The organism is Pseudomonas sp. PS01303, assembly GCF_029959385.1.
Taxonomy (GTDB): Bacteria; Pseudomonadota; Gammaproteobacteria; order Pseudomonadales; family Pseudomonadaceae; genus Aquipseudomonas; species Aquipseudomonas rustica.
This window is the reverse complement of the sequence record NZ_JASCPK010000031.1, coordinates 1-25,816: the sequence shown is the minus strand read 5'-3', so window position 1 is coordinate 25,816 and position 25,816 is coordinate 1. Positions and strand designations below refer to the sequence as shown.

Genomic DNA, 25,816 nt, shown 5'->3' with positions numbered 1-25,816 from the left:
GGCACGCACGAAAAACGCAGCACGGGATGAACCGGCTGCGCGAATAATCTTGTTATCGGTTTCGCCGGGCAGGAATCCAACCGCAGATTCCGCACTGAAGCCGACACGTCCCTTGTTTCTGGCACCGACTATTGATCTTGGGCCTTTGGCAAAAGTTCCAATTATTTATAGCCGTACCCACCCGACATTGGGCAACCCTGGGCGGAAAAAGGCTGTTTCAGCGCCGATACAGTCGTCTTTTCCCAAAACCGGCGAAAAAAACTTCCGACGAAGCACCCGGTTTTTCCCGTCACAGTAGTTTCACAATGCCATATAGGCCCGGCTATTGTGCCGCCCCACCCCTCTATATACTAGTGGGCTGTGTGGCTGACTTGACTCGCCGATCCAGGCGAATCGCGCCACCCCCGACCCGGGTCGCTTTGAGCGGAATCCTGTAATGAGCCAACAATTCCAACATGATGTTCTGGTCATTGGCAGCGGCGCTGCCGGTTTGAGTCTCGCGCTGACCCTGCCGGGTCATTTGCGCATTGCCGTATTGAGCAAGGGCGATCTCGCCAACGGTTCGACCTTCTGGGCCCAGGGTGGCGTTGCCGCCGTGCTGGACGATACCGATACTGTCGAATCCCACGTCGACGACACCCTGAATGCTGGCGGCGGTCTGTGCCACGAAGACGCCGTGCGTTTCACCGTCGAACACAGCCGTGAAGCCATTCAGTGGCTGATCGACCAAGGTGTGCCATTCACCCGCGACGAACAGTCCGGTACTGAAGACGGTGGATTTGAATTTCACCTGACCCGCGAAGGCGGCCACAGCCATCGGCGCATCATTCATGCCGCTGATGCCACCGGTGCAGCCATCTTCAAAACCCTGCTGGCCCAAGCCAAAGAGCGCTCGAACATCGAACTGCTCGAACAGCGCGTTGCCGTTGATCTGATTACCGAACGCCGCTTGGGCATGGACGGCGATCGTTGCCTCGGCGCCTATGTGCTGAACCGCAAGACTGGCGAAGTCGACACCTACGGCGCACGATTCGTGATCCTCGCGTCGGGCGGCGCCGCCAAGGTCTACCTCTATACCAGTAACCCTGACGGCGCTTGCGGCGACGGCATCGCCATGGCCTGGCGTTCGGGCTGCCGCGTGGCGAATCTGGAATTCAACCAGTTTCACCCGACCTGCCTGTATCACCCGCAAGCGAAAAGCTTCCTTATTACCGAAGCCCTGCGTGGCGAAGGCGCTCATCTGAAGCTGCCCAACGGCGAACGCTTCATGTATCGCTTCGACAAACGCGCCGAACTGGCCCCGCGCGACATCGTCGCCCGCGCCATCGACCATGAAATGAAGCGTCTGGGCGTCGACTGCGTCTATCTCGACATCAGCCACAAACCCGAAGAGTTCATCAAAACGCACTTCCCGACTGTGTATGAGCGCTGCCTCGGTTTCGGCATCGACATCACTAAACAGCCCATCCCGGTCGTCCCCGCCGCGCATTACACCTGTGGCGGCGTGATGGTCGATCAGCAAGGCCGCACCGATGTGCCGGGTTTGTATGCGATCGGCGAAACCAGTTTCACCGGCCTGCACGGCGCCAACCGCATGGCCAGCAACTCGCTGCTGGAGTGCTTCGTCTATGCCCGTTCGGCGGCGGCGGACATTCTTGCGCAACTCGACGATATCGATGCACCAAGCGCCCTGCCCGTCTGGGATGCCAGCCAGGTCACTGACTCCGACGAAGACGTGATCATTGCGCACAACTGGGATGAGCTGCGCCGGTTCATGTGGGACTACGTTGGCATCGTGCGCACCAACAAGCGCCTGCAACGGGCGCAGCACCGCGTGCGTTTGCTGCTGGACGAGATCGACGAGTTCTACAGCAACTATAAAGTCAGCCGCGACCTGATCGAGCTGCGCAACCTTGCTCAAGTAGCTGAACTGATGATCAGCTCAGCCATGGAGCGCAAGGAAAGTCGCGGTCTGCATTACACCCTCGACTACCCGAACCTGCTGCCCGAAGCGCTCGACACTATTCTGATACCGCCCACCTACGCCGGCTGAACTTGAGCCGCACTCGCAGGCGTCGATGCACATCGGCGACCTGCGAGTCCCGTGGCACACAGATCGATCTGACCCGCCACTCGCCGCGCAAACGAAAGCGCAGCACCACGATCAATGGCAGCGCCAGACTGTCCGGGCGCAGTTGCACCGCCTGCCAGCCAGCCGCCTGATTCCACAATTGCCAGCCATCGGCATCACGGCGCAATCCGCAGAATGCTCGTGGATGACTCAGCAGAATCTGCCGTGGCAACACCCAAACGCCATGCAGCAGACAAGCAGAAGCCCCGAGCAGACTGGCCCAGAGTGGAATAGATAGAAGAAACAAAGCACCCAGTGCGAACGCCTGGGCCAACAGATACGCCGCCAGCAACTGCCGTGAGGCATGCCAGCGGCATTCGAACGTATTACTTGGGCTGGACACGATCCAGGATCATGCGAACCATGCGCTGCAATTCCGGATCTTCAGACTCGCTGCGCTCCATGAACCAGCCGAACATGTCCTGATCCTCGCACGTCAGCAGACGCACATACAGATCGCGATCCACCTGATTCAACGTCGCGTAGACCTCCTTCACGAACGGCACCAGCAACACGTCAAGCTCAAGCATGCCGCGACGGCTGTGCCAAAAGAGGCGATTCAGTTCAACTTGTTCGACCATGGGGCCCTCCTCAAATTTGGCGGCAAGTATACAGCCCCCAAGCGGGTCGCACAGTCGGCTTTGGTCGGGCACCACCGATCCTTTATCAACTACCCATTTCAACAACGCACCCTTATGATGTGCCCCAGACTTTTTACCCTGCGAAGACCCATGGCCGATTCTGCTTTTTTCTGCACCCTGTCTCATGAAGGCGTTCTCGCGGTTCGCGGCGCGGATGCCGGAAAATTCCTGCAAGGCCAGCTGACCTGCAACCTCAATTACCTCAGTGACACCAAGGCCAGCCTTGGCGCGCGCTGCACGCAGAAAGGCCGGATGCAGTCGAGTTTCCGCATTCTGCTCGAAGGTGACGGCGTGGTGCTGGCGATGGCCAGCGAGTTGCTCGAGCCGCAATTGGCCGATCTGAAAAAATACGCGGTGTTCTCCAAATCGAAACTGACCGACGAAAGCGCCGCCTGGGTGCGTTTTGGTCTGGCGCACGCTGACGCCGCCCTGAACAGCCTTGGTCTGGACTTGCCGGCAGAAACCGACAGCGTCGTGCGCAACGAAGGGTTGATTGCGATTCGCGTCTCGCCGGATCGCGCCGAACTGTGGGTACCGGCCGATCAAGCCGATGCGATCAAATCCAGACTGTCCGCCGCACTGCCAGAATCCGCATTGAATCAATGGCTGCTGGGCCAGATCCGCGCCGGCATCGGTCAGGTCATGCCGAGCACCCGTGAGCTGTTCATTCCGCAGATGCTCAATCTGCAAGCCGTCGGTGGGGTGAGCTTCAAGAAAGGCTGCTACACCGGCCAGGAAATCGTCGCGCGCATGCAGTACCTCGGCAAACTCAAACGTCGCCTGTATCGCTTGAGTCTAGACGCGAGCGAACTGCCAGAGCCCGGCACACAGCTGTTCGCGCCAAGCCACAACAGCTCCATCGGTGAAGTGGTGCTGGCCGCCAACGCCGAGCAAAACATTGAACTCCTGGCGGTGCTGCAGGCCGAAGCTGCCGAAGCGGGCGATCTGCATCTGGGCAGCCTTGAAGGGCCTGCGTTGCAAGTGCTCGATTTGCCCTACGAACTGGATCGCGACCGCGAAATCCAGCGTTGATCGCAGCCTGGTTGCAACACCCTAGAGAGTCCAAATGAGCGAACTGGCGGAAAAGGTCCAACGGGATTTGGTTGAGGCCATCGATAACGATGACCTGGTTCTGCCAACGTTGCCGGAAGTGGCCCTGCAAATTCGCAAGGCTGCCGAAGATCCGGAAATCAGTGTCAGCGACCTGAGCAAAGTCATCGGTCGCGACACCGCGCTGTCGGCGCGCCTGATCAAAGTGGTCAACAGCCCGCTGCTGCGCGCCGCGCAGGAAGTCACCGACCTGCACACCGCGATCACGCGGCTGGGCATCAACTACAGCAGCAACCTGGCGATCGGTCTGGTGATGGAGCAGATTTTCCACGCCCGCTCCGAGGTGGTCGAACAGAAAATGCGTGAAGTCTGGCGCAGCAGTCTGGAGATCGCCGGGGTCAGCTACGCGCTGTGCCGTCGCTACACCCAGCTCAAGCCGGATCAGGCAGCGCTGGGCGGGCTGGTGCATCAGATTGGTGTGCTGCCGATTCTGACTTATGCCGAAGATCACTACGAGTTGCTGTCGGATCCGGTCAGCCTCAACCATGTGATCGACCGCATTCATCCGTTGCTCGGTGACAAATTGCTGCGGGTCTGGGAGTTTCCGGAACGGCTGGTGGAATTGCCGGGGCGTTATCAGGATTTCAAACGCGATTCGACGCAGATTGATTATGTCGATCTGGTGCAGGTGGCGAATCTGCATTGCCGTAAAGGCACCGATCATCCGTTTGCGCGGATTGATCTGGCGAGTGTGCCTGCGTTCAGGAAGTTGGGGATAGATCCGGAGAACAGAGCGCTGTGCGTGGATCTGGAAGAATCGCGGTCGATGTTTTACTGATCTGAAACCTTGGTGAAGCCATCGCGAGCAGGCTCACTCCTACAGGAGACCGCATTCCAATGTAGGAGTGAGCCTGCTCGCGAAGAGGCCATCAAAGGCGCCGCAATCACCCGGCAACAAAACTCACCCGCACCTTCAACCCCGCCTCCTCGCCATCATGCAGACTGATCTGCGCCAGATGCGCCCGGCAAATCTCGCCGACAATCGCCAGTCCCAACCCTGACCCGGCCACCTGCTGATTGCGCCGGTAAAACCTTTCAAACACGCGATCACGCTCTTCCAGCGGAATTCCCGGCCCGTCGTCTTCAACCTCAAGCACCGCCGGCGCCGTCACGCGCAGAATCACATTGCCGCCCGGTGGTGTGTGCGCCAAGGCGTTGTCCACCAGATTGCTCAGCAACTCATTGAGCAACGTCGGCTCACCGCGCAACCACACCGGCTCGTCCGCTTCCAATGCCAACGCAACACCGCGTTTGTGCGCCAGCGGCGCCATGGCCATGCCCAACTCTCGCGCCAACTGGCTAAGGTCGAGTAACTGCGCGCCACCCTCGGCAATCGCCCGCGCACCGTTTTCAACACGGGCCAGCGACAGCAACTGGTTGGCCAGATGCGTCAGGCGATCGGTGCTTTGCGCTGAAGATTCCAACGTCGTGCGCCACGTCTCGGGCTCGTTCGAGCGCAGCCCCAACTCAAGCCTCGCCTTCAACGCGGCCAGCGGCGTGCGCAACTCATGCGCGGCATCGGCAATGAACTGCGCCTGGCGCTCGAACTGCACGCGCAACCGCTCGGTGAAATGGTTGAGCCCGCGCACCAACGGCCACAACTCATGCTGCACTTCCACCAGCGGCAATGGCCGCAAATCATCGGGCTGACGCTCTTCCACCGCCGTGCGCAAACGCTCCAGCGGGCGCAACGCCGCACTGACGGCGAACCAGACGAGCAGCAACGCGCCAATCGCCAACATGCCCAGACGCAGCAAAGTATCGGCGGCCAGACTGCGCGCCATGCTTACGCGCGCCTCGTCGGTTTCGGCCACACGGATTTCCGCCATGCCGTTCATGTTCGGTTCGGTAACGGCTTTCAGCAGGCTGACCACGCGAACGTTTTGGCCCTTGTAAGTGGCGTTGTAAAAACGTGCCAGCGCCGGATAACTGTCAGTTCGAGGCGTGCCCGGTGGCGGGCCTGGCAGATTTTCGTAACCGGAAATCAGCTTCTGGTGGATGTCGTTGACCTGATAATAAATGCGCCCGGCGCTGTCGTAGGCGAAGGTGTCGAGGGCCACGTAAGGCACATCGGCACTGAGGCTGCCATCGCGTTGCGACAACCCTGCGGCGATGGTGCGCGCCGAGGCCAGCAGCGTGCGGTCGTAGGCAGTGTCGGCGGCTTCGCGACCGTTCCAGTAAGCGCTCAATCCGCTGGCGAGCATCAACACCACCAGCAACAACGCGAGGTTCCACAGCAACCGCCAGCGCAGGCTGCTGGGCTTATGCATCACGGCTTTCCAGCAGGTAACCGAGGCCGCGGAAGGTGACGATCGCTACGGGTTGACCATCCAGTTTTTTGCGCAAGCGATGCACGTAGATTTCGATGGCGTCGGGGCTGGCTTCTTCGTCGAGACCGAACACCTGCGCGGCCAGTTGCTCCTTGCTCATCACGCGGCCCGGTCGGGCGATCAGCGCTTCCAGTACGGCTTGCTCACGGGAGGTCAGCGTCAGCAATTCTTCGCCGAGACTGAAGCGTCGCGTGTCGAGATCATAGGCCAGCACACCGCAGCGCTGCTGGCGTTCGCCACCGAGCACACTGCGGCGCAGCAAGGCTTTGACTCGCGCCTCGAGCTCTGTCAGTTCGAACGGTTTGGCGAGGTAATCGTCAGCGCCGAGATTGAGGCCGTGCACACGATCTTTCACATCGCTGCGCGCAGTCAGCATCAGCACCGGCAGGTTTTTTCCGCGTGCGCGCAAACGCGCCAATACTTCAAAACCGTCCATGCGCGGCAGGCCGACATCGAGGATCGCCACCGCGTATTCCTCGCTGCTCAAGGCCAGATCGGCGGCCACACCATCGTGCAACACGTCCACGGTCAGACCTGTGCTCTTGAGCGCCTGGGCAACACTTTCGGCCAGTTGCAGATGGTCTTCGACGAGCAGGACACGCATGGATTTTTACCTCGTTCAGGGATGGCCGACGCCACTCTTTGCCGCGGAGTTTACAGCCGCAACCGCCGCTGTGAAGCCCGAAAACCGTGAAAGTCAGCTGAAAGGTTAGTGAAAGGTTAGCCGGTTAGAGTCGGCCCACGGACAGTCCCGACTGCCGTCGCTGCTGCCACACAGCGATACGAAAAACGCCAAGAAGCGTTTTCGACCAATAAGAACAATAAACGGAGTACACCCGCATGCCGTCCATGCAGCCTCAGGCATTCACGCCTGTTCGCCCTTCCCGTTTCAGCCACACAGCCCTCGCCAGTGCCGCCGCCCTTGCCGGTTTTTCGCCACTGAGTTTTGCCGACTTCATTGAAGACAGCAGCGCCACCTTCGAAACCCGCAACATGTATTTCAACCGCGACTTTCGCGATGGCACCAGCGCCCAGCAATCCAAGCGTGACGAATGGGCTCAGGGCTTCATGCTCAATCTGCAATCGGGATACACCGATGGCACCGTCGGTTTTGGTGTCGATGCGCTGGGCATGCTCGGCGTCAAACTCGATTCCAGCCCGGATCGCACCGGCACCGGCCTGCTGCCGACCCACGATGACGGACGCGCGGCGGACGAATACTCCAAGCTCGGCCTGACCGGCAAAGTGAAAATCTCCGCCACCGAACTGAAAATCGGCAGCCTGATTCCTGAGCTACCGATCCTCAAACCGAACGACGGACGCATCCTGCCGCAAACCTTTGAAGGCGGTTTGCTGACCTCCAAAGAGATCAAGAACCTGACCTTCACCGGTGGCCGACTGGAGAAAGCCAAGGATCGCGACAGCACCGATTTCGAGGACATCGCCCTTAACAACAAGAACAGCCGTTTCGCCGGTACCGCTGCCGGCAAGCACTTCGACTTTGGCGGCGTCGATTACAAGTTCACCGACAAGATCACCGGCAGTTACCACTTCGCCCAACTCGACGAAGTCTACAACCAGCACTTCTTCGGCCTGGTCGCCTCGCGGCCGATGGGCCCGGGCACGTTCGTCACTGATCTGCGTTTCGCCGTCAGTGATGATCAGGGCGCGGCCCGTGGTGGCGAGATCGACAACCGCTCGCTCAACGGTCTGGTCAGCTATGCACTGAGCGGCCACAAGTTCAGCGCCGGTTATCAACACATGTCCGGCGATAGCGCGTTCCCGTATGTCGATGGCAGCGACCCGTATCTGGTCAACTTCGTGCAGATCAACGACTTCGCCGGCGCGGAAGAACGCTCCTGGCAGGCACGTTACGACTTCGACTTCGCCAAACTCGGCATCCCCGGCCTGAGCTTCATGAGCCGCTACTTGAGCGGTGACAACATCAAGCTCAAGACCGGCGAGGAAGGCAAAGAGTGGGAGCGCAACACCGAGATCAAATATGTAGTACAAAGCGGCGCTTTGAAGGATGTCGCCGTGCGTTTGAGGAATGCCACTTACCGCTCCAACTACTCGGCTCGCGATGCGGATGAAGTGCGGTTACTGGTGAGCTATAGCGTTGCTCTTTGGTAATTGATTGAAATGCTTAGGCGCTGTGATCGGAAGATCAACAGATCGCAGCCTTCGGCAGCTCCTACACAAACAGTCCTTACAACAACAAATCTGTGGAGAGACCAATGAATTTTTCACTGCGTAAAGTTGCTTTGGCGGCCGGCATGATGCTGGTGGCCGGGCAGTTGATGGCCGAACCGAAACGTCCGGAGTGTATCGCCCCGGCCTCGCCCGGCGGTGGTTTTGACCTGACCTGCAAACTGGTGCAGAGCGCACTGGTCAACCAGAAGCTGCTGAGCAAACCGATGCGCGTGACCTACATGCCCGGCGGTGTCGGCGCGGTGGCGTACAACGCGGTGGTCGCTCAGCGTCCGGCCGATGCCGGCACGCTGGTCGCGTGGTCGAGCGGTTCGTTGCTGAACCTGGCGCAAGGCAAGTTTGGTCGTTTCGATGAAACCAACGTGCGTTGGCTGGCAGCCGTCGGCACCAGCTACGGCGCCATCGCAGTGAAAAGCGATTCGCCCTACAAGACCCTCGACGATCTCGTTCAAGCGCTGAAGAAAGATCCAGGCTCGGTGGTGATCGGTTCCGGCGGCACCGTCGGCAGCCAGGACTGGATGCAAACCGCGCTGATCGCCAAGGCTGCCGGGATCAACCCGCGTGAGTTGCGTTACGTCGCCCTCGAAGGTGGTGGTGAAATCGCTACCGCCCTGCTCGGCGGCCACATCCAGGTCGGCAGTACCGACATCTCCGACTCCATGCCGCACATTCAAAGTGGCGACATGCGTTTGCTCGCGGTGTTCTCCGACAAGCGTCTCGACGAGCCGGAAATGAAAGACATCCCGACCGCTCGCGAGCAAGGCTACGACATCGTCTGGCCGGTGGTGCGCGGGTTCTACCTGGGGCCAAAAGTCAGCGACGAAGACTACGCCTGGTGGAAAGACTCGTTCGACAAACTGCTGGCCTCCGACGAGTTCGCCAAGCTGCGCGATCAGCGTGAACTGTTTCCGTTCGCCATGACTGGCCCGGAGCTGGACACCTACGTGAAGAAGCAAGTTGCCGACTACAAAGTGCTGGCCAAAGAGTTCGGCCTGATCCAGTGATCGCCTCTGTCTAGCGGCTGCGTTCCCGATTGCGGGGACGCGGCACAGGAGCTCCCATGCTTATTCAACGCATTTTCGCCTCGGTGCTGTTGCTGGTCTGTGTCGGCCTGGCACTGATGGCATGGCCGTACCAAGCGGCTTTTTCCTACGAACCGGTCGGCCCGCGCGCCTTCCCGCTGCTGATGCTCGGTCTGATGGGCGCGGCACTGTTGTACATGGTATTTCGCCCGGCACCGATCAAACACAGCGAGGACGAGCCGCCACTGGATCGCGAAACCCTGACCAAGATTGCTATCTGCGTCGCCCTGCTGCTGGTGTTCGCCGGTCTGTTCGAACCGCTGGGTTTCATCCTCAGCAGCATCCTCATCGGCATTCCGATGGCGCGCCTGTATGGCGGTCGCTGGATGCCGAGCATCGTAGTCACCACGCTGATGGCCATCGGTCTGTACCTGCTGTTCGACCGTGTGATGGACGTTCCGCTGCCCCTTGGCCTGCTCGACGTGCTGGAGAACTGATATGGATACCCTCGGTTATTTGGGCCAAGGCTTCGGCGTCGCGCTGAGCCCGTACAACCTGGTCACGGCCCTGACCGGCACGCTGATCGGCACCGTCGTTGGCTTGCTCCCGGGCCTCGGCCCGATCAACGGCGTGGCACTGCTGATCCCGATCGCTTTCGCCCTCGGCCTGCCGCCGGAATCGGCGCTGATCCTGCTCGCGGCGGTGTATCTGGGTTGCGAATACGGCGGCCGGATCAGCTCGATTTTGCTGAATATTCCGGGCGAAGCATCGACCGTGATGACCACCCTCGACGGTTACCCGATGGCCCGCAAAGGTCTGGCCGGTGTAGCGCTGTCGTTGTCGGCGTGGAGTTCGTTCATCGGTGCATTTATCGCCACTTGCGGCATGGTGCTGTTCGCCCCGCTGCTGGCAAAATGGGCGATAGCCTTCGGCCCGGCGGAATACTTCGTGTTGATGGTGTTTGCGATTGTCTGTCTCGGCGGCATGGCCGGTGATCGACCGTTGAAGACGTTTATCGCGGCGTTGATCGGCCTGTTCCTGTCGAGTGTCGGCATCGACGCCAACAGCGGCGTGTACCGCTTTACCGGCGACAACATTCACCTGACTGACGGCATTCAATTCGTCGTGCTGGTGTTGGGCCTGTTCTCGGTCAGTGAAATTCTGTTGCTGCTGGAGAAAACCCATCGCGGCCAGGAAGCAGTGAAGGCGACCGGGCGGATGATGTTCAACTTCAAGGAAGCGTCTTCGGTGTTCGTGGTGAACATTCGCTGCGGCCTGCTTGGTTTCATCATGGGCGTGTTGCCGGGTGCTGGCGCGACGCTGGCCAGCGCCGTGGCGTACATGACCGAAAAACGCATCGCCGGTGCCAGCGGCAAATTCGGTCAGGGTGATGCCCGTGGCCTCGCCGCGCCGGAAACCGCTATTGGTGCGTCGGCTTGTGGTGCTTTGGTGCCGATGCTGACGTTGGGTGTGCCAGGTTCGGGCACCACGGCGGTGATGATCGGCGCCCTGTCGCTGTACAACATCACCCCGGGCCCGCTGCTGTTCCAGCAACAACCGGACATCGTCTGGGGCCTGATCGCCTCGTTGTTTATCGCCAACATCATGCTGGTGATCCTCAACATCCCGATGATCCGCATCTTCACCCGCATCCTTGCCGTGCCGAACTGGGCACTGGTGCCGGTGATCGCGATCATCACCGGGATCGGCGTCTACGCGGTGCACGCCACCACGTTCGACCTGTTCCTGATGGTCGGCATCGGCATCTTCGGTTACATCCTGCGCAAGCTCGACTTCCCGTTGTCGCCGGTACTGCTGGGCTTCATCCTCGGCGGTCTGATGGAGCAGAACCTGCGTCGTGCGTTGTCGATCTCTAATGGCGCACTGGAGATCCTCTGGTCGAGCCCGATCACCTTCGGTGTCTGGGTGCTGACCGCGCTGATGCTGGCCTTCCCGCTGATCCGCATCTGGCGCAAACGTTCGGTCGCGCGTCGCGCCATTGCCGATGTTTGATCGCGCCTCACTGAAATCCTGGTGGGGAACCCCGCTGGTCGGTCTTCTCGGCGGTTACCTCGCCAGCCAGATCGGCTGGCCACTGCCATGGATGGTCGGCTCGTTGCTGGCGATCATCCTCGTGCGCTGCCTGACGCCGTGGCAGCTCACCGAGATTCCTGGCGGCCGCAAGTGTGGCCAGTGGATCGTCGGGATTGGCATCGGGCTGCACTTCACCCCGGTGGTGATGGAGCAGGTGCTCAGTCATTTCGGCTTGATCTTCTTCGGTGCGCTGGTCACCAGTGTGTCGGCAGTGGTCGGCGTGTGGTTGATGCGCCGCACCGGTGAGGATCGCGCCACGGCGTTTTTCTCGAGCATGCCCGGCGGTTCCGGCGAGATGGTCAACCTCGGTGCGCGCAATGGCGCGATGCTTAGCCATGTGGCGGCGGGGCAAAGTTTGCGGGTGTTGGTGGTGGTGCTGTGCGTGCCGGCGGCGTTCAAGTATTTGCTCGGTGACGGCAACCCAATTTCTCATGCTGGCAGCGTCGATTGGCGCTGGCTGGCGATTCTGTTTCCGGCGGGCGCTTTACTCGCGTGGCTTTGGCAGCGTTTGCGCCAACCCAATCCGTGGCTGTTCGGGCCGTTGCTGGTGAGTGCGACGGTCAGCATTGCCTGGGATTTGCACATCGGTTTGCCGGATGGTGGCAGTCAGATTGGCCAGTGGTTGATTGGTAGTGGCTTGGGTTGCCACTTCAACCGGCAGTTCTTCCGGCGTGCGCCTTCATTCATGGGGCGGACGTTGATTGGCACGGCGCTGACCATGTTGATCGCGTCGTTGGCGGCGTTGGGGTTGAGTGCGCTGACGCATTTGGATCTGCGTTCGCTGACGCTGGGCATGATGCCGGGCGGGATTGCCGAGATGAGTCTGACGGCGGAGACGCTGCAATTGTCAGTGCCGCTGGTAACGGCGATGCAGGTGATGCGGTTGTTGTTTGTGCTGTTTCTGGCGGAGCCGTTGTTCAAGTACTGGAATCGTAATCCGGAGTAAGACCACGTCGCCCTTTTCGCGAGCAAGCTCGCTCCCACATGATCGTTCCCACGCTCTGCGTGGGAATGCAGCCCGGGACGCTCCGCGTCCCAAGCGGACGCAGAGCGTCCATTGAGGCATTCCCACGCAGAGCGTGGGAACGAGATTACGCGACAGGCGGCAAGCGCCACTCAATCGGCGTTTCGCCATTCTGTTCAAGAAACTTGTTAGTCCGGCTAAAGTGCCCACACCCCAAAAACCCGCGATAAGCCGACAACGGCGACGGATGCACCGACGTCAGCACCAGGTGCTTGGTCGCGTCGATCAGCTTCTGCTTACTCTGTGCATGCGCGCCCCAGAGCATGAACACCAGATGCGGTTGGCGCTCGCTGACCAGTTCAATGATCCGGTCAGTGAAAAACTGCCAGCCCTTGTCCTTGTGCGCATTGGCGTTGGCGCGTTCGACGGTCATGGTGGTGTTGATCATCAACACGCCCTGATCCGCCCAACTCTGCAAGTAGCCGTGAGCGGGAATGTCAATGTTCAGGTCGCGTTTCAACTCTTTATAGATGTTGACCAGCGATGGCGGCGCCGGCACGCCCGGTTGCACCGAGAAGCACAAGCCATGGGCCTGACCCGGGCCGTGATACGGATCCTGGCCGAGGATCACCACCTTCACTTTTTCCAGCGGCGTCGAGTTCAAGGCATTGAAAATCATCGGCCCCGGCGGATAGATTTCCTTGCCGGCCGCCCGCTCCTGCTGCAGAAAATTGCGCAACTCTGCCATGTAAGGCTGGTCGAATTCAGCACGCAGTGCCTCCTTCCAGCTCGGTTCGAGTTTGATACGGTCGTCAGCAGTCATGGTCATACCCGGCAAAAACAATGGGGCGAACCCTAGGAAAGCCGGCCACGCTTGTCAATTGATCTGACGCAGATCCGGCACTTTCCCCCACAGCGATCATACTGATCGTTCAAATTCCCGATCGAGGTCACGATGAATCTGCACTTCGAAGAACTCACCGGCACCGACGGCGCCCGCATCGGTATCGCCAGCCTGGATGCTGAAAAGTCGCTGAACGCGCTGTCCCTGCCGATGATCAACGCCCTGAGCGACAAACTCGACGCCTGGGCCAAGGATCCACAAATCGTCTGCGTATTGCTGCGCGGCAACGGCGCCAAAGCCTTCTGCGCCGGCGGTGAAGTGCGCAGCCTGGTTGAAGCCTGCCGTGCCCACCCCGGAGAAGTGCCGCCGCTGGCCGCGCAGTTTTTCAGCGCGGAATATCGATTGGATTACAACCTGCATACTTATCCGAAACCGCTGATCTGCTGGGGCCACGGTTATGTGCTGGGCGGCGGTATGGGCCTGTTGCAAGGCGCGAGCACGCGGATCGTCACGCCGAGCAGCCGCTTGGCGATGCCGGAAATCACCATTGGTCTGTATCCGGATGTCGGCGCCAGTTGGTTTCTCGCGCGGCTGCCGGGCAAGCTCGGTTTGTTCCTCGGCCTGACCGGCGCGCACATGAACGGTCGCGATGCGATCGATCTGGATCTGGCCGACCGCTTTCTGCTCGACGAACAGCAACCGGAACTGATCGAAGGCCTGCTCCAGCTCAACTGGCAGGAACAGATCGATCGGCAGCTCAACAGTCTGCTCAAAGCGCTGCAACAGGAAGCCGTGGCGCAAATGCCCGAAGCGCAGTGGCTGCCGCGTCGTCAGCAGATCGACGAATTGCTCGACGTCAGCGATGTGGCCTGCGCCTGGAAAGCCATCAGCCTGCAACGCGACAGCAGCGATCCATTGATCGCCCGGGCCGCGAAGACCATGAGCGAAGGCTCGCCGCTGACCGCGCATCTGGTCTGGGAACAGATCATTCGTGCGCGGCATCTGTCGCTGGCCGAGGTTTTCCAGATGGAATACACCCTGAGCCTCAATTGCTGCCGGCATCCGGAGTTCAGCGAAGGCGTGCGCGCGCGGTTGATCGATAAGGATCAAAAACCGCACTGGCACTGGCCGGACATCAACAACGTGCCGGACGCGGTGGTCGAGGCGCACTTTCACAAGGTTTGGGAAGGGCGGCACCCGTTGGCGGATTTGACGCAGTATTAAAATTCGCGCACAAAAAAAGCGGCGCTTCATGCGCCGCTTTCTGTTTGCGGGTGATTACCAGCGGTTGCCACGTCCATTGTGATCGCCGCGGCCGCTGTGTCGGTCGTAGTTGCCACGACCGCGGCGATCATTGTCCCAGCCGCCGCGACGGTGGCCGTCCCAGTTGCCGCGGTCATTGCCGTGCCAGCGACGGCTTTCGTAGTAGCGTGGGGCCGGTTGATAGTGGCGCGGCGCCGATTGGTAATAACGCGGTTGCTGGTAGTACCGCGGTGCAGGTTGGTAGTAACGCGGCTGGGCGTAATAGCGGCTGCCGCCGTTGTAATAAGTGCCGCCTGTGTTGTAGTAGGCCGGTGCCGGTGACGTGTAAACCTCGGAGCTGTAATACGAGTCCGCGTAGGAGTAAGGGGCGCAACCGGCAACGGAAAACATCAACGCAGCAAGCAGAAGAATTCGTCTATACATGGCGGCCTCCTGGACCGCGGGTTGGCCGTACCAGCGACGCTGGCAGGCGACAGTCATTTAATCGGTGACTGTCGAAAAATCAGACAGCGTTTTCCGAATCTGGTGCGACCCTGCAACAAGTTGAAACAAGTGATTTATGAAAGCTTGTTCATCCGCCAGACGCGGTCATTCAGCCGCTGATTAATGGTGGCCACCGTGATATCCGCCGCCGTGATAACCGCGTCCGTAACCGCCACGATAACCGTAGCCATACCCGCCGTAGTAATAACGCGGGCCGCCGTAAAAGTAGCGCGGGCCGTAATAACCACCGTAGTAATAGGGCGAGTAGTAACCCGGATAGTTTGAAGGGGCGTAATACACATCGGCGGGCGGCCCGTAGTAATAACAACCGGACAGCCCCAGACCGAGCACTGCGCACAGCAGCACCCGACGCAACGTTTTGTGAGTGAGCATGGCGGCCTCCTGAAAGACCTGCGAGCGCAGTCGGCGCAGGCCGGCTGACACCTGTTTTGACTGGCATTCGCAAACCAAGTGCCAGCCGCAAGATGACATCGGATCAGCGGCATTCACGCTGCATCGCGGTGCATCGGCGCACCAACACAAAGCGCCGCCCCGTCCTCGCCTCAAACCTCGTTCATCCCATAGCCCCGTGCCAGAGCGCTCTCCGTGACTTGGCACGCCTCTCGCTTTAGCAAACCCGTGCAGGAGTCATATCACAGGTTCGCGGCACCACAATTTGCAATGGCTGACTAGGGTTCCGGCTCGCAATCGCGAGTGGCTGGTCCGAGAGTTGGCGACCTCCAGTTGAGGTTACACGGCGGGACAAAAGCCCGGGAGACAAGCCACCGTTCGCGGTGCCGCGTTGCCTTCCTGTCCGCCCTTGATCAACTGGAGAATCCGCCATGACCCGACTACGTTTGCCCGCCCTGCTCGCCGCCGCGTTCGCCGCGCTTATCAGCAGCCAAGCCCCCGCCGCTCAGAAAGATCACTTCAGCGTCTGCTGGACGATTTACGCCGGCTGGATGCCATGGGAATACGCCGGCAGCCAAGGCATCGTCGATAAATGGGCGAAGAAATACGGGATCAAGATCGACGTCGTGCAGCTCAACGATTACGTCGAATCGATTAATCAATACACCGCTGGCCAGTTCGACGGCTGCACCATGACCAACATGGATGCGCTGACCATCCCGGCTGCCGGCGGCGTCGACAGCACGGCGCTGATTGTCAGCGACTTCTCCAACGGCAACGACGGCATCGTCCTCAAGGGCGACGGCAAAAAGGTCACCGACCTCAAGGGCATGGATGTCAATCTGGTCGAGTTGTCGGTCTCGCATTATCTGCTGGCCCGCGCGCTGGATTCGGTCGACCTCACCGAAAAAGACCTGAAAGTGGTCAACACCTCCGACGCCGACATCTCCGCCGCTTTCAACACCGACCAAGTCAACGCAGTGACGACCTGGAACCCGATGCTCTCGGACATCAAGGCCAAACCGGGCGTGACCGAAGTGTTCAACTCCAGCCAGATTCCCGGCGAGATCATGGACATGATGGTGGTCAACAGCGCCACCCTCAAAGACAACCCGGCGCTGGGTAAAGCGCTGACCGGCGCGTGGTTCGAAGTGGTCGAGTTGATGAACGCCAAGAACGCCGCGAGCAAGGCTGCGCTGGAGCACATGGCCAAAGCTTCGGGCACCGACCTCGCTGGATTCCAGGCACAACTCGACACCACCAAACTGTTCGCCACGCCAAGCGAAGCGCTGAACTTCGCCACCAGCCAACAGCTGCCGGAAACCATGCGCAAAGTCGCCGAATTTTCCTTCCAGCACGGCTTGCTCGGTGAAGGCGCAAAAGACACCAGCGCGGTCGGCATGGCCTTCGCCAACGGCGTGACCAGCGGCGACACCGGCAACCTCAAGCTGCGTTTCGATCCGACTTACGTGCAGATGGCTGCCGACGCCAAGCTGTAAGCCACGGAGGATTTGGCCATGCGCCTGATCAATCGCCACCCGGATCGCCCCAGTCGCCTGTTGTTGGTGATCCTCCCGTTCGCACTGCTGCTGTTCGCCTACTTCATGGGTTCGGCCGAGCGCCTGGCGGACAACCCTAACGACAAACTGCTGCCCAGCGCCGTGCAGATGACCGATGCGGTCCAACGTCTGGCCTTCAATGCCGACAGCCGCACCGGTGACTACCTATTGTGGCAGGACACCGCGTCGAGTCTGCGGCGCTTGGCCATTGGGCTCGGCATCGCTGCACTCGCCGGGCTGTGCCTGGGCATCGCCGCCGGCACACTGCCGCTGTTCGGCGCGCCGTTGTCGCCATTATTGACGGTGTTGTCGATGGTGCCGCCGCTGGCGATCCTGCCGATTCTGTTCATCGTTTTCGGTCTGGGCGAGTTGTCGAAAGTCATGCTGATCGTGATCGGCATCACCCCGGCGCTTGCTCGTGATCTGGAGCAGCGTGCCCGCGAAATCCCCGTCGAACTGCTGATCAAGGCGCAGACCCTCGGTGCTTCGACCTGGACGCTGATGCTGCGCGTGGTGCTGCCGCAACTGTTGCCGCGCTTGCTGATCTCGTTGCGGCTGATGCTCGGCTCGGCGTGGTTGTTCCTGATTGCCGCTGAAGCAATCGCCTCCACTGACGGCCTCGGCTACCGGATTTTTCTGGTGCGGCGTTATCTGGCGATGGACGTGATTCTGCCGTACGTGGTGTGGATCACCCTCCTCGCCTGGCTGATGGATTGGGGCCTGAAATACCTGACGCGGCGGGCGTTCCCTTGGTATGAGGGGGCGGCCAAATGAGCTTCATCACCGTGAAAAATGTCTGGCAGCAATACGCCGATCAAGTGGTGCTCGAAGGCTTGAATCTGAACGTCAACGAAGGTGAGTTTTGCACCTTGGTCGGCGCCTCCGGTTGCGGCAAATCGACCTTCCTGCGTCTGTTGCTCGGCCAGGAAACGGCGAGTCGCGGCGAGATTCTGCTCGACGGTCAAGCGCTGGCCAGCGAACCGGATGCCAGCCGTGGCGTGGTGTTTCAGCGCTACTCGGTGTTCCCACATTTGAGCGTGCTCGACAACGTCGCCCTCGGCCTAGAATTGCCGCGTGCGCCGCTGCTGGGGCGGTTGTTCGGCAGCGGCAAACGTGACGCGCGCGAACAGGCTGCGGCGCTGCTGCACAAAGTCGGCCTCGGTCATGCGCTGGACAAGTACCCGGCGCAGTTGTCCGGCGGTATGCAGCAGCGGCTGGCGATTGCTCAGGCGCTGATCATGAAACCGCGCGTGTTGCTGCTCGACGAGCCGTTCGGCGCACTCGATCCGGGCATCCGTAAAGACATGCACGCCTTACTGCTGGAGCTATGGCGCGAGACCAGACTGACCGTGTTCATGGTCACCCATGATCTGTCCGAAGGCTTCAGCCTCGGCACGCGTTTGCTGGTGTTCGACAAAGTGCGCCTCGACCCGCACGCCCCCGGCGCCTATGGCGCGCGCATCACCTACGACATCCCTTTGAACAGCGACCGCCGCGCCCAACGCGCCGCCGTCGACGCCCTGCCGTTGCCACTGGCAGGCGCCCTTCGCACCGCTTGAGAGGACTGCTCTGATGAATAAGCCGATGACTGATTCGAGTCAACTGTTTCCACCCTTCGCCGAAGAAATGCTCCCCGGTGGCGGCCACCGTTCCTTCGTGTTGAAGCGCGGCCAATTGCTGCGCCTGACCGATCTGCGCGGCGGCGCCAACGTCAGCCTGACCCTGCTCAACGCCAACGAAAAAACCGAGCGGCTGAACCTGCCCGACAGCCTCAAATGCCAACACACCGCCAAGCTCACCAGCGGTCACTGCCTGTACTCGGACATGGGCCGCGTGCTGGCCGCAATCACCGCCGACACGTGCGGCTGGAGCGACAGCCTCGGCGGTGTGCTCTGCGCCGAAGAGGTCGCGCAAAAGTACGGTCAGGGCCGCTATCAGGAACTGCGCAACGGCTTCTTCCGCAACGGCACCGACAACCTGTTGGTGGAACTCGGCAAGTGGGGCCTGGGCCTGTCCGACCTGTTGATGACCCTCAATTTGTTCAGCCGCGTCAACGTCGATGAGGCCGGGCGTTTCCACTTCGTCGAGGGCAATTCCAAGGCCGGCGACTACATCGAACTGTACGCGCCGATGGACACGCTGGTGGTGCTCACCGCGCTGCAACACCCGATGGATCCGGCGCCGGAATATGCACCAAAACCGCTGAAGCTGAGCTGGATGAACGCCGACGCCAGCGTCGCCGAACACTGCCGCACTTCGCGCCCGGAAAATGAGCGCGGCTTTATCAACACCGACCGTTTGTTCGCCTGAGGATCGCTGCCATGTCAGTTGCTATCGCCACTTCGCAAAAACAACCCGACGCTGCGGTGTACCGCGCCACGATCCCGGCCGGTGAGCCGTGGCTGATGGAGGTCAAGGCCGGGCAGACCCTGCGCATCCTTGATCTGGAAGGAAATCAAGCGGTCGATACGTTGTTCTACAGCGTCGCCAATCCCAAGGAACGCTACGACGTGCAACGCACTTTGCGCCGGCAGAACAGCGTCTACCTGAGCACCGGCAGCGTGCTCTATTCCAACCTCGGCCACGCGATGCTGACCATCGTCGCCGACACCTGCGGACGCCACGACACCCTCGGCGGTGCCTGCGCGCAAGAGAGCAACACCGTGCGTTATGCCCTGGAAAAACGCTACATGCACAGCTGCCGCGACAACTACCTGCGCGCCTGTGTGCATGACGGACGCTTGGGCAAAAGCGACATCGGGCCGAACATCAATTTCTTCATGAATGTGCCGGTCACGGCGGATGGCGGACTGACGTTTGAAGACGGCATTTCGGCGCCGGGCAAGTATGTGGATTTGCGCGCGGAGATGGACGTGATCGTGCTGATTTCCAATTGTCCGCAGTTGAATAATCCGTGCAATGCCTACAACCCGACACCTGCGGAGCTGCTGGTATGGAACTGACTATCCGCCGTTTACGCCGCTTGCTTTTCGCCCTGTGCCAGGCACGTTCCGGGCAGTGCATCAAATAACCGCTCCCCTGTAGGAGCTGCCGCAGGCTGCGATCTCTTGATTTTGCTTTTTGAAAATTCAAGATCAAAAGATCGCAGCCTGCGGCAGCTCCTACAGGTGCAGCGTGGATTTAAGTCATCCGGGACGGCCCGGATGTCTGTCGAAAAACGGCGGGACGGCCCGCTTCCCCTTCAGGGGTTATGCCATGTTCGAAAAAATCCTTATCGCCAACCGTGGCGCCATCGCCTGCCGCATCCTGCGCACCCTCGCGTCATTGCAGGTCAAAGGCGTGGCCGTGTACTCCGAAGCCGACGCCGCCAGCCTGCACATCCTGCAAGCCGATGAAGCGCACAGTCTCGGTGAAGGCGCCGCTGCCGGCACCTATCTGGCCGTCGACAAGATCCTCGCCATCGCCAAGCAAAGCGGTGCCACGGCGATCCATCCCGGGTACGGATTTCTGTCCGAGAACGCCGCGTTCGCCGAAGCATGCGAGGCGCAGAACATTGCCTTCATCGGCCCGACACCGGAGCAGCTGCGCGTGTTCGGCCTCAAGCACACCGCTCGCGCCCTGGCCAAACAACACGGCGTGCCGATGCTCGAAGGTACCGAACTGCTCGACAGCCTCGACGCCGCGCTGATCGCTGGCGAACAAGTCGGCTACCCGGTGATGCTGAAAAGCACCGCTGGCGGTGGCGGCATCGGCATGCGCGTGTGCCGCAGCGCCAGCGAATTGAGCGAATCGTTTGAGGCAGTCAAACGCCTCGGTCAGAACAACTTCAGCGACGCCGGCGTGTTCATCGAGAAGTACATCCAGCGCGCCCGCCATTTGGAGGTGCAGGTGTTCGGCGATGGTCGCGGTGAAGTCATCGCCCTCGGCGTGCGCGACTGCTCGGTGCAACGGCGCAATCAGAAAGTCCTCGAAGAAACCCCGGCACCAAACCTGCCCGACGGCATGGCCGAAGAGCTGTGCGCGGCGGCGATCAAACTGGCGAAAGCCGTTAACTACCGCAGCGCCGGCACCGTGGAATTCGTCTTCGACAGCGAGGCACAGCGCTTCTATTTCCTCGAAGTGAACACGCGTTTGCAGGTCGAGCACGGTGTCACCGAACAGGTCTGGGGCGTGGATCTGGTGCGCTGGATGGTGGAGCTGGCCGCCGGTGATCTGCCGCCGCTGAGCGAGTTGTCTCGTCAGTTGAAACCCGAAGGCCATGCGATTCAGGCGCGGCTGTATGCGGAAGATCCGGGGCGTGATTTTCAGCCGAGCCCGGGCCTGCTGACGGCGGTGCAGTTTCCGCCGGCCAACGGTATTCAACTGCGCATCGACACGTGGGTTGAGGCGGGTTGCGAGATCCCGCCGTATTTCGATCCGATGATCGCCAAGGTCATTACCTGGGCGCCCACTCGTGAACAGGCGCGGGCCGAATTGCATCAAGCGCTGGGCGACAGTCTGTTGTACGGCGTGGAAACCAACCGTGATTACCTGCGGCAGATTCTCCTCGACACGCCGTTCGCCAGCGGTGAGCCGTGGACGCGTTGTCTGGAAGGTCTGGTCTATCGCGCCAACACTTTTGAAGTGCTCAGCGCAGGCACGCAAACCAGCGTGCAGGACTATCCCGGCCGCCTCGGTTACTGGGCGGTCGGTGTGCCGCCGTCGGGGCCGATGGACAGCCGCGCGCTGCGTCTGGGCAATCGCTTGCTCGGCAATGCTGAAGGCGCGGCGGCGCTGGAAATCACCATGAGCGGGCCGTTGCTGCGCTTCAATTGTGCAGCGGTGATCGCGGTGACCGGTGCGCCGATCGCGCTGACGCTTGAGGGTGACAGCGTGCCGATGAACACCGCCCTGCTGATCCCGGCGGGTGCGACGTTGCATCTGGGTAGCATCAGCGGTGCCGGAACTCGCAGCTATCTGTGCCTGCGCGGTGGCTTGCAGGTGCCGGATTATCTGGGTAGCAAAGGCACTTTCACGTTGGGTCAGTTTGGTGGGCATGGTGGTCGCGCGTTGCGCGCGGGTGATGTGTTGCATGTGCCTGCTCTGACTGATCACAGCAGCGGTCAACAACTGGCCGAAGCACACGTCACCGCGTTACCTGCGGTGCGGCAGATTCGGGTGATTTACGGCCCGCACGCTGCGCCGGAATACTTCACTGAGCACTACATCGGCACGTTCTTTGAAACCCAATGGGAAGTACATTTCAACTCGAGCCGCACCGGCGTTCGCTTGATCGGGCCGAAGCCGGAATGGGTACGCGCGGACGGAGGTGAAGCCGGCTTGCATCCGTCGAATATTCACGACAATCCGTACGCCATCGGCGCGGTGGATTTCACCGGGGACATGCCGGTGATCCTCGGCCCGGATGGCCCGAGCCTTGGCGGATTTGTCTGCCCGGTGACGGTGATCGAGGCGGATCTGTGGCAACTGGGGCAGCTCAAGGCGGGCGATAAAGTCCAGTTCATCCCGATCGACCTCAAAACCGCCCGCAACCTCGCCCTGAAATGGGATTCCCACTGTGGGAGCGGCGGTGCGACGATTCGACTTGCTCGCGAAGAGGCCGTGTCAGTCAACATTGATGTGTCTGACACACCGCATTCGCGAGCAAGCTCGCTCCCACAGGGTTTGGCATCGCCTGTGGTGTTGGCGTTGGGTCAGGGTGATCAGCGGCTTGTTGCGAGGGTTTCCGGGGATACGCATCTATTGCTGGAAATCGGCGAGCCGGAGCTCAATCTCGTCCTGCGCTTCCGCGCCCACGCCCTCATGCAGGCGCTGGAACACAAAGCCCTGCACGGCGTGATCGACCTCACCCCCGGCATCCGCTCGCTGCAAATCCATTACCAGCCTGAGCAACTGCCGCTCGCCGATCTGCTCGGCATCATCGCCGGCGAATGGGACGCGGTGTGCGCCGCCAACGACCTGCAAGTGCCGTCGCGCATCGTCCATCTGCCGCTGTCCTGGGATGACCCGGCTTGCCAACTGGCGATCGAGAAATACATGACCACCGTGCGCAAGGACGCGCCGTGGTGCCCGAGCAATCTGGAGTTCATCCGCCGCATCAACGACCTGCCGAACCTCGACGAAGTGCAGCGCACTGTATTCGATGCGAGCTATCTGGTGATGGGCCTCGGCGATGTCTACCTCGGTGCGCCGGTGGCCACGCCGCTCGATCCGCGCCACCGTTTGGTGACCACCAAATACAACCCGGCGCGCACCTGGACGGCCGAGAATTCGGTGGGCATCGGCGGCGCTTATATGTGCGTGTACGGCATGGAAGGCCCGGGCGGTTATCAGTTTGTCGGGCGTACCTTGCAGATGTGGAATCGCTACCGCGAAGTCGCCGCGTTCGACGGTAAACCGTGGCTGCTGCGCTTCTTCGATCAGATCCGTTTCTACCCGGTCAGCGCTGAAGAACTGCTGCGCATCCGCCGCGATTTTCCGCTGGGGCGCTTCGATCTGAACATCGAACACAGCCAGCTCAACCTCGCCGATTACCAAGCGTTTCTCAGTCGTGAAGCCGAGGGCATCAGCGCCTTTCGCGCTCAGCAACAGGGTGCCTTCAATGCCGAACGCGAACGCTGGATCGCCAGTGGTCAGGCGCATTTCGACAGTGAAGAAGCGGTGGTCGAATCCAGCGAGGACGCGCTGCTGGCGGAGGGTGAACACAGCGTCGACAGCCACATCGCCGGCAATCTCTGGCAGGTGCAGGTCGAGGCTGGCAGCCGTGTTGCGGCCGGCGATGTGCTGGTGATTCTCGAGTCGATGAAGATGGAGATTCCGCTGCTCGCGCCGATGGCCGGGGTGGTGCGCGAGATTCGTGTGCAACCCGGTTCGGCGGTGCGTGCGGGACAACGGGTCGTGGTGCTGGAACTCGACTGAAGCCAATTGAATAAGGATCAACTCATGAATCTGCAACTCGATGTTCTGCGCCAGGCGTACCGCAATGGTGACACCACACCGCGTCAACTGCTGCCGACACTGCGCGACAAAGCAGCCGCGCTGAACCCGGATTATCACCTGTTCATCCACCTGCTCAGCGTCGCCGAACTGGAGCCGTATCTGGCGGCCCTCGATGGTCGTGATCTCGACAGTCTGCCGCTGTACGGCGTGCCGTTTGCGATCAAGGACAACATCGATCTGGCCGGCATTCCGACCACCGCCGCGTGCCCGGATTTTGCTTATGTGCCGGAGCGCTCGGCGACCATCGTCGAGCAACTGATCGCGTTGGGCGCGATTCCGCTGGGCAAGACCAACCTCGATCAATTTGCCACGGGCCTTAATGGCAGCCGCTCGCCTTACGGCGCTTGTCCGAACAGCGTATTGCCGGAATATCCATCGGGCGGTTCCAGCGCCGGTTCGTCGCTGGCGGTGGCCTTGGGCGTGGCGAGTTTTGCTTTGGGCACCGACACCGCAGGCTCCGGTCGGGTGCCGGCGGCGTTGAATAATCTGCTCGGATTGAAGGCCAGCAAAGGGCTGATTTCCACCGCCGGTGTGGTGCCGGCGTGCCGTACGCTGGATTGCGTGACCACGTTTACCGCAACGGCGCGCGAGGCCAGTCAGTTGCTGGCGTTAACCGCGAAACTCGATCCGCGCGATGAGTACAGCCGCCGCAATCCGTCGTGGAATGACGGCTCGGCGTTTGGTGCGCCACGGCCATTTCGTTTCGGTGTGCCGCGTGCGCAGGATCTGCAGTTTTTCGGCTGTGTCGAAGGGCCGCTGTTGTTCGGCGATGCCATCGACCGACTCAAGGCCTTGGGTGGCGAAGCGGTTGAACTGGATCTGACGCCATTTCTTGAAGTGGCGCGTTTGCTTTACGAAGGGCCGTGGGTCGCCGAGCGTTACAGCGTTGCCGGCGAATTGATGGAACAGAATCCGCAAGCCGTTTTGCCGGTGATCCGCGCCGTGCTGGCCAAAGCCCCGGCGGTGAGCGGCGTGCAGACTTTCCGCGCGCAGTACCGACTGCAAGCGTTGAAAGCGCTGTGCGATCAAGCACTCGAAGGTCTCGACTGTGTACTGACGCCGACCATCGGCCGCCCGGTGACACTCGCCGAACTGCACGCCGAACCGGTGCTGCGCAATTCGGAACTGGGTTACTACACCAACTTCATGAACCTGCTCGACTACGCCGCCGTCGCCGTGCCGAGCGGGTTTATGGCCAATGGATTGCCGTGGGGCGTGACGTTGTTTGGGCGGGTGTTTACCGATCAATATCTGTTGAGTGTGGCGGATGCGATGCAGCGTCAGCAGGACACTGCATTGCCGACGCCCGCGAACGTAGCGCGCAATGATCGTGCGCGAATAGTGGTGTGTGGCGCGCATCTGCAAGGGTTGGCGTTGAACTGGCAACTGACGCAGCGCGGTGGGCGGTTGCTGGAAACCACGCTGAGCTCGCCGGATTATCAACTGCATGCCTTGGCCGGCGGCCCGCCATTGCGTCCGGGGATGGTGCGGGTGAAGGACGGCGGCGTGGCGATTGCGGTGGAGGTGTGGGAGTTGCCGAGCAGCGAGTTGGGTTCGTTTCTGACCGGGATTCCGGCGCCGTTGGGATTGGGTAAGGTGCAATTGGCGGATGGGCGCTGGGAGAGTGGGTTTATCTGTGAGCCGTATGGTCTTGAAGGCGCCAAAGACATCAGCCACCTCGGCGGCTGGCGGGCCTACCTGAAAACCCTGGCCTGACCGCCATCTGTAGGAGTGAGCCTGCTCGCGATAGCGGTATGACATTCACCAAAGATGTGACTGATCTACCGCTATCG

General features: G+C 60.8%; 23 protein-coding genes and 1 riboswitch. Of the genes, 16 read left to right on the top strand and 7 right to left on the bottom strand.

Annotated features, from left to right (window positions below; translation table 11 throughout):
• The first annotated feature begins 436 nt into the window (after window positions 1-436).
• Complete coding sequence (nadB, locus tag QMX93_RS11905) at window positions 437-2,053, top strand: L-aspartate oxidase (RefSeq protein WP_212545213.1); 1,617 nt, start codon at window positions 437-439, stop codon at window positions 2,051-2,053.
• Here the strand turns inward: nadB and QMX93_RS11900 are convergent.
• Window positions 2,022-2,474 carry a protein YgfX gene (locus QMX93_RS11900; RefSeq protein WP_282355992.1) on the bottom strand — a complete coding sequence of 151 codons (453 nt, stop codon included), beginning with the start codon at window positions 2,472-2,474 and terminating at the stop codon, window positions 2,022-2,024. The two genes, nadB and QMX93_RS11900, sit on opposite strands and share 32 nt — an antisense overlap.
• A complete protein-coding gene (locus QMX93_RS11895) occupies window positions 2,458-2,712 on the bottom strand; it encodes a succinate dehydrogenase assembly factor 2 (RefSeq protein ID WP_053118052.1) in 255 nt (84 codons plus the stop codon). The genes QMX93_RS11900 and QMX93_RS11895 overlap by 17 nt, the downstream gene beginning before the upstream one ends.
• A gap of 150 nt (window positions 2,713-2,862) precedes the next feature.
• On the opposite strand from QMX93_RS11895, the gene QMX93_RS11890 reads away from it, so the two are divergent.
• Window positions 2,863-3,804, top strand: coding sequence for a folate-binding protein YgfZ (locus QMX93_RS11890; protein ID WP_282355988.1), 942 nt, complete (start codon window positions 2,863-2,865; stop codon window positions 3,802-3,804).
• 34 nt (window positions 3,805-3,838) lie between these two features.
• Window positions 3,839-4,660: an HDOD domain-containing protein gene (locus QMX93_RS11885; protein WP_212545216.1), complete on the top strand. Its 822-nt coding sequence runs from the start codon at window positions 3,839-3,841 to the stop codon at window positions 4,658-4,660.
• A gap of 106 nt (window positions 4,661-4,766) precedes the next feature.
• On the opposite strand, the gene QMX93_RS11880 is transcribed toward QMX93_RS11885, so the two are convergent.
• Window positions 4,767-6,152, bottom strand: a complete 1,386-nt coding sequence (locus QMX93_RS11880; protein ID WP_282355984.1) for a sensor histidine kinase — start codon at window positions 6,150-6,152, stop codon at window positions 4,767-4,769.
• A complete protein-coding gene (locus tag QMX93_RS11875; RefSeq protein ID WP_053118046.1) occupies window positions 6,145-6,816 on the bottom strand; it encodes a response regulator in 672 nt (223 codons plus the stop codon). Before QMX93_RS11875 ends, QMX93_RS11880 begins: the two co-directional genes overlap by 8 nt.
• A gap of 236 nt (window positions 6,817-7,052) precedes the next feature.
• Between QMX93_RS11875 and QMX93_RS11870 the strand changes: the two genes are divergently transcribed.
• The 5 genes from QMX93_RS11870 to QMX93_RS11850 all read left to right on the top strand — a co-directional run bounded on the left by QMX93_RS11870 (window position 7,053) and on the right by QMX93_RS11850 (window position 12,485).
• The gene (locus tag QMX93_RS11870) at window positions 7,053-8,345 is read left to right on the top strand and encodes an OprD family porin (protein WP_282355979.1); all 1,293 of its coding nucleotides are present in this window, start codon (window positions 7,053-7,055) and stop codon (window positions 8,343-8,345) included.
• Between the two features lie 104 nt (window positions 8,346-8,449).
• Window positions 8,450-9,427, top strand: coding sequence for a tripartite tricarboxylate transporter substrate binding protein (locus QMX93_RS11865; RefSeq protein ID WP_159814190.1), 978 nt, complete (start codon window positions 8,450-8,452; stop codon window positions 9,425-9,427).
• A 56-nt stretch (window positions 9,428-9,483) separates the two neighbouring features.
• Window positions 9,484-9,942, top strand: coding sequence for a tripartite tricarboxylate transporter TctB family protein (locus QMX93_RS11860; RefSeq protein ID WP_053118040.1), 459 nt, complete (start codon window positions 9,484-9,486; stop codon window positions 9,940-9,942).
• Between the two features lies 1 nt (window position 9,943).
• Window positions 9,944-11,458, top strand: a complete 1,515-nt coding sequence (locus QMX93_RS11855) for a tripartite tricarboxylate transporter permease (protein ID WP_053118038.1) — start codon at window positions 9,944-9,946, stop codon at window positions 11,456-11,458.
• The gene (locus QMX93_RS11850; RefSeq protein ID WP_282355972.1) at window positions 11,451-12,485 is read left to right on the top strand and encodes an AbrB family transcriptional regulator; all 1,035 of its coding nucleotides are present in this window, start codon (window positions 11,451-11,453) and stop codon (window positions 12,483-12,485) included. The genes QMX93_RS11855 and QMX93_RS11850 overlap by 8 nt, the downstream gene beginning before the upstream one ends.
• Before the next feature lie 145 nt (window positions 12,486-12,630).
• Here the strand turns inward: QMX93_RS11850 and ung are convergent, their stop codons facing one another.
• Window positions 12,631-13,326: a uracil-DNA glycosylase gene (ung, locus tag QMX93_RS11845; protein ID WP_282355970.1), complete on the bottom strand. Its 696-nt coding sequence runs from the start codon at window positions 13,324-13,326 to the stop codon at window positions 12,631-12,633.
• A 132-nt stretch (window positions 13,327-13,458) separates the two neighbouring features.
• Between ung and QMX93_RS11840 the strand changes: the two genes are divergently transcribed.
• Entirely contained in the window at window positions 13,459-14,571 is a 1,113-nt protein-coding gene (locus tag QMX93_RS11840; protein ID WP_212545219.1) for an enoyl-CoA hydratase/isomerase family protein, read from the top strand.
• 54 nt (window positions 14,572-14,625) lie between these two features.
• Here QMX93_RS11840 and QMX93_RS11835 read toward each other — a convergent pair whose 3' ends face one another.
• Both QMX93_RS11835 and QMX93_RS11830 read right to left on the bottom strand, forming a co-directional pair.
• Window positions 14,626-15,033, bottom strand: coding sequence for a hypothetical protein (locus QMX93_RS11835; RefSeq protein ID WP_212550568.1), 408 nt, complete (start codon window positions 15,031-15,033; stop codon window positions 14,626-14,628).
• 180 nt (window positions 15,034-15,213) lie between these two features.
• Window positions 15,214-15,486 (bottom strand): hypothetical protein, encoded by a 273-nt coding sequence (locus QMX93_RS11830; RefSeq protein WP_282355963.1) that lies wholly within the window; start codon window positions 15,484-15,486, stop codon window positions 15,214-15,216.
• A gap of 285 nt (window positions 15,487-15,771) precedes the next feature.
• Window positions 15,772-15,872: riboswitch (guanidine-I (ykkC/yxkD leader) on the top strand.
• A gap of 63 nt (window positions 15,873-15,935) precedes the next feature.
• Here QMX93_RS11830 and QMX93_RS11825 point away from each other — a divergent pair.
• The 7 genes from QMX93_RS11825 (at window position 15,936) to atzF (ending at window position 25,739) form a co-directional block, all read left to right on the top strand.
• Window positions 15,936-17,003 carry a putative urea ABC transporter substrate-binding protein gene (locus tag QMX93_RS11825; protein WP_282355961.1) on the top strand — a complete coding sequence of 356 codons (1,068 nt, stop codon included), beginning with the start codon at window positions 15,936-15,938 and terminating at the stop codon, window positions 17,001-17,003.
• A gap of 18 nt (window positions 17,004-17,021) precedes the next feature.
• Complete coding sequence (locus QMX93_RS11820; RefSeq protein WP_282355959.1) at window positions 17,022-17,837, top strand: ABC transporter permease; 816 nt, start codon at window positions 17,022-17,024, stop codon at window positions 17,835-17,837.
• Window positions 17,834-18,622 carry an ABC transporter ATP-binding protein gene (locus QMX93_RS11815; protein WP_053118025.1) on the top strand — a complete coding sequence of 263 codons (789 nt, stop codon included), beginning with the start codon at window positions 17,834-17,836 and terminating at the stop codon, window positions 18,620-18,622. The genes QMX93_RS11820 and QMX93_RS11815 overlap by 4 nt, the downstream gene beginning before the upstream one ends.
• A gap of 25 nt (window positions 18,623-18,647) precedes the next feature.
• The gene (locus QMX93_RS11810) at window positions 18,648-19,373 is read left to right on the top strand and encodes an urea amidolyase associated protein UAAP1 (protein WP_282356051.1); all 726 of its coding nucleotides are present in this window, start codon (window positions 18,648-18,650) and stop codon (window positions 19,371-19,373) included.
• 11 nt (window positions 19,374-19,384) lie between these two features.
• Complete coding sequence (locus QMX93_RS11805) at window positions 19,385-20,026, top strand: urea amidolyase associated protein UAAP2 (protein ID WP_053118023.1); 642 nt, start codon at window positions 19,385-19,387, stop codon at window positions 20,024-20,026.
• 253 nt (window positions 20,027-20,279) lie between these two features.
• Entirely contained in the window at window positions 20,280-23,942 is a 3,663-nt protein-coding gene (uca, locus tag QMX93_RS11800; RefSeq protein WP_282355953.1) for an urea carboxylase, read from the top strand.
• 24 nt (window positions 23,943-23,966) lie between these two features.
• The gene (gene atzF, locus QMX93_RS11795; protein WP_282355951.1) at window positions 23,967-25,739 is read left to right on the top strand and encodes an allophanate hydrolase; all 1,773 of its coding nucleotides are present in this window, start codon (window positions 23,967-23,969) and stop codon (window positions 25,737-25,739) included.
• The last annotated feature ends 77 nt before the right edge of the window (window positions 25,740-25,816 follow it).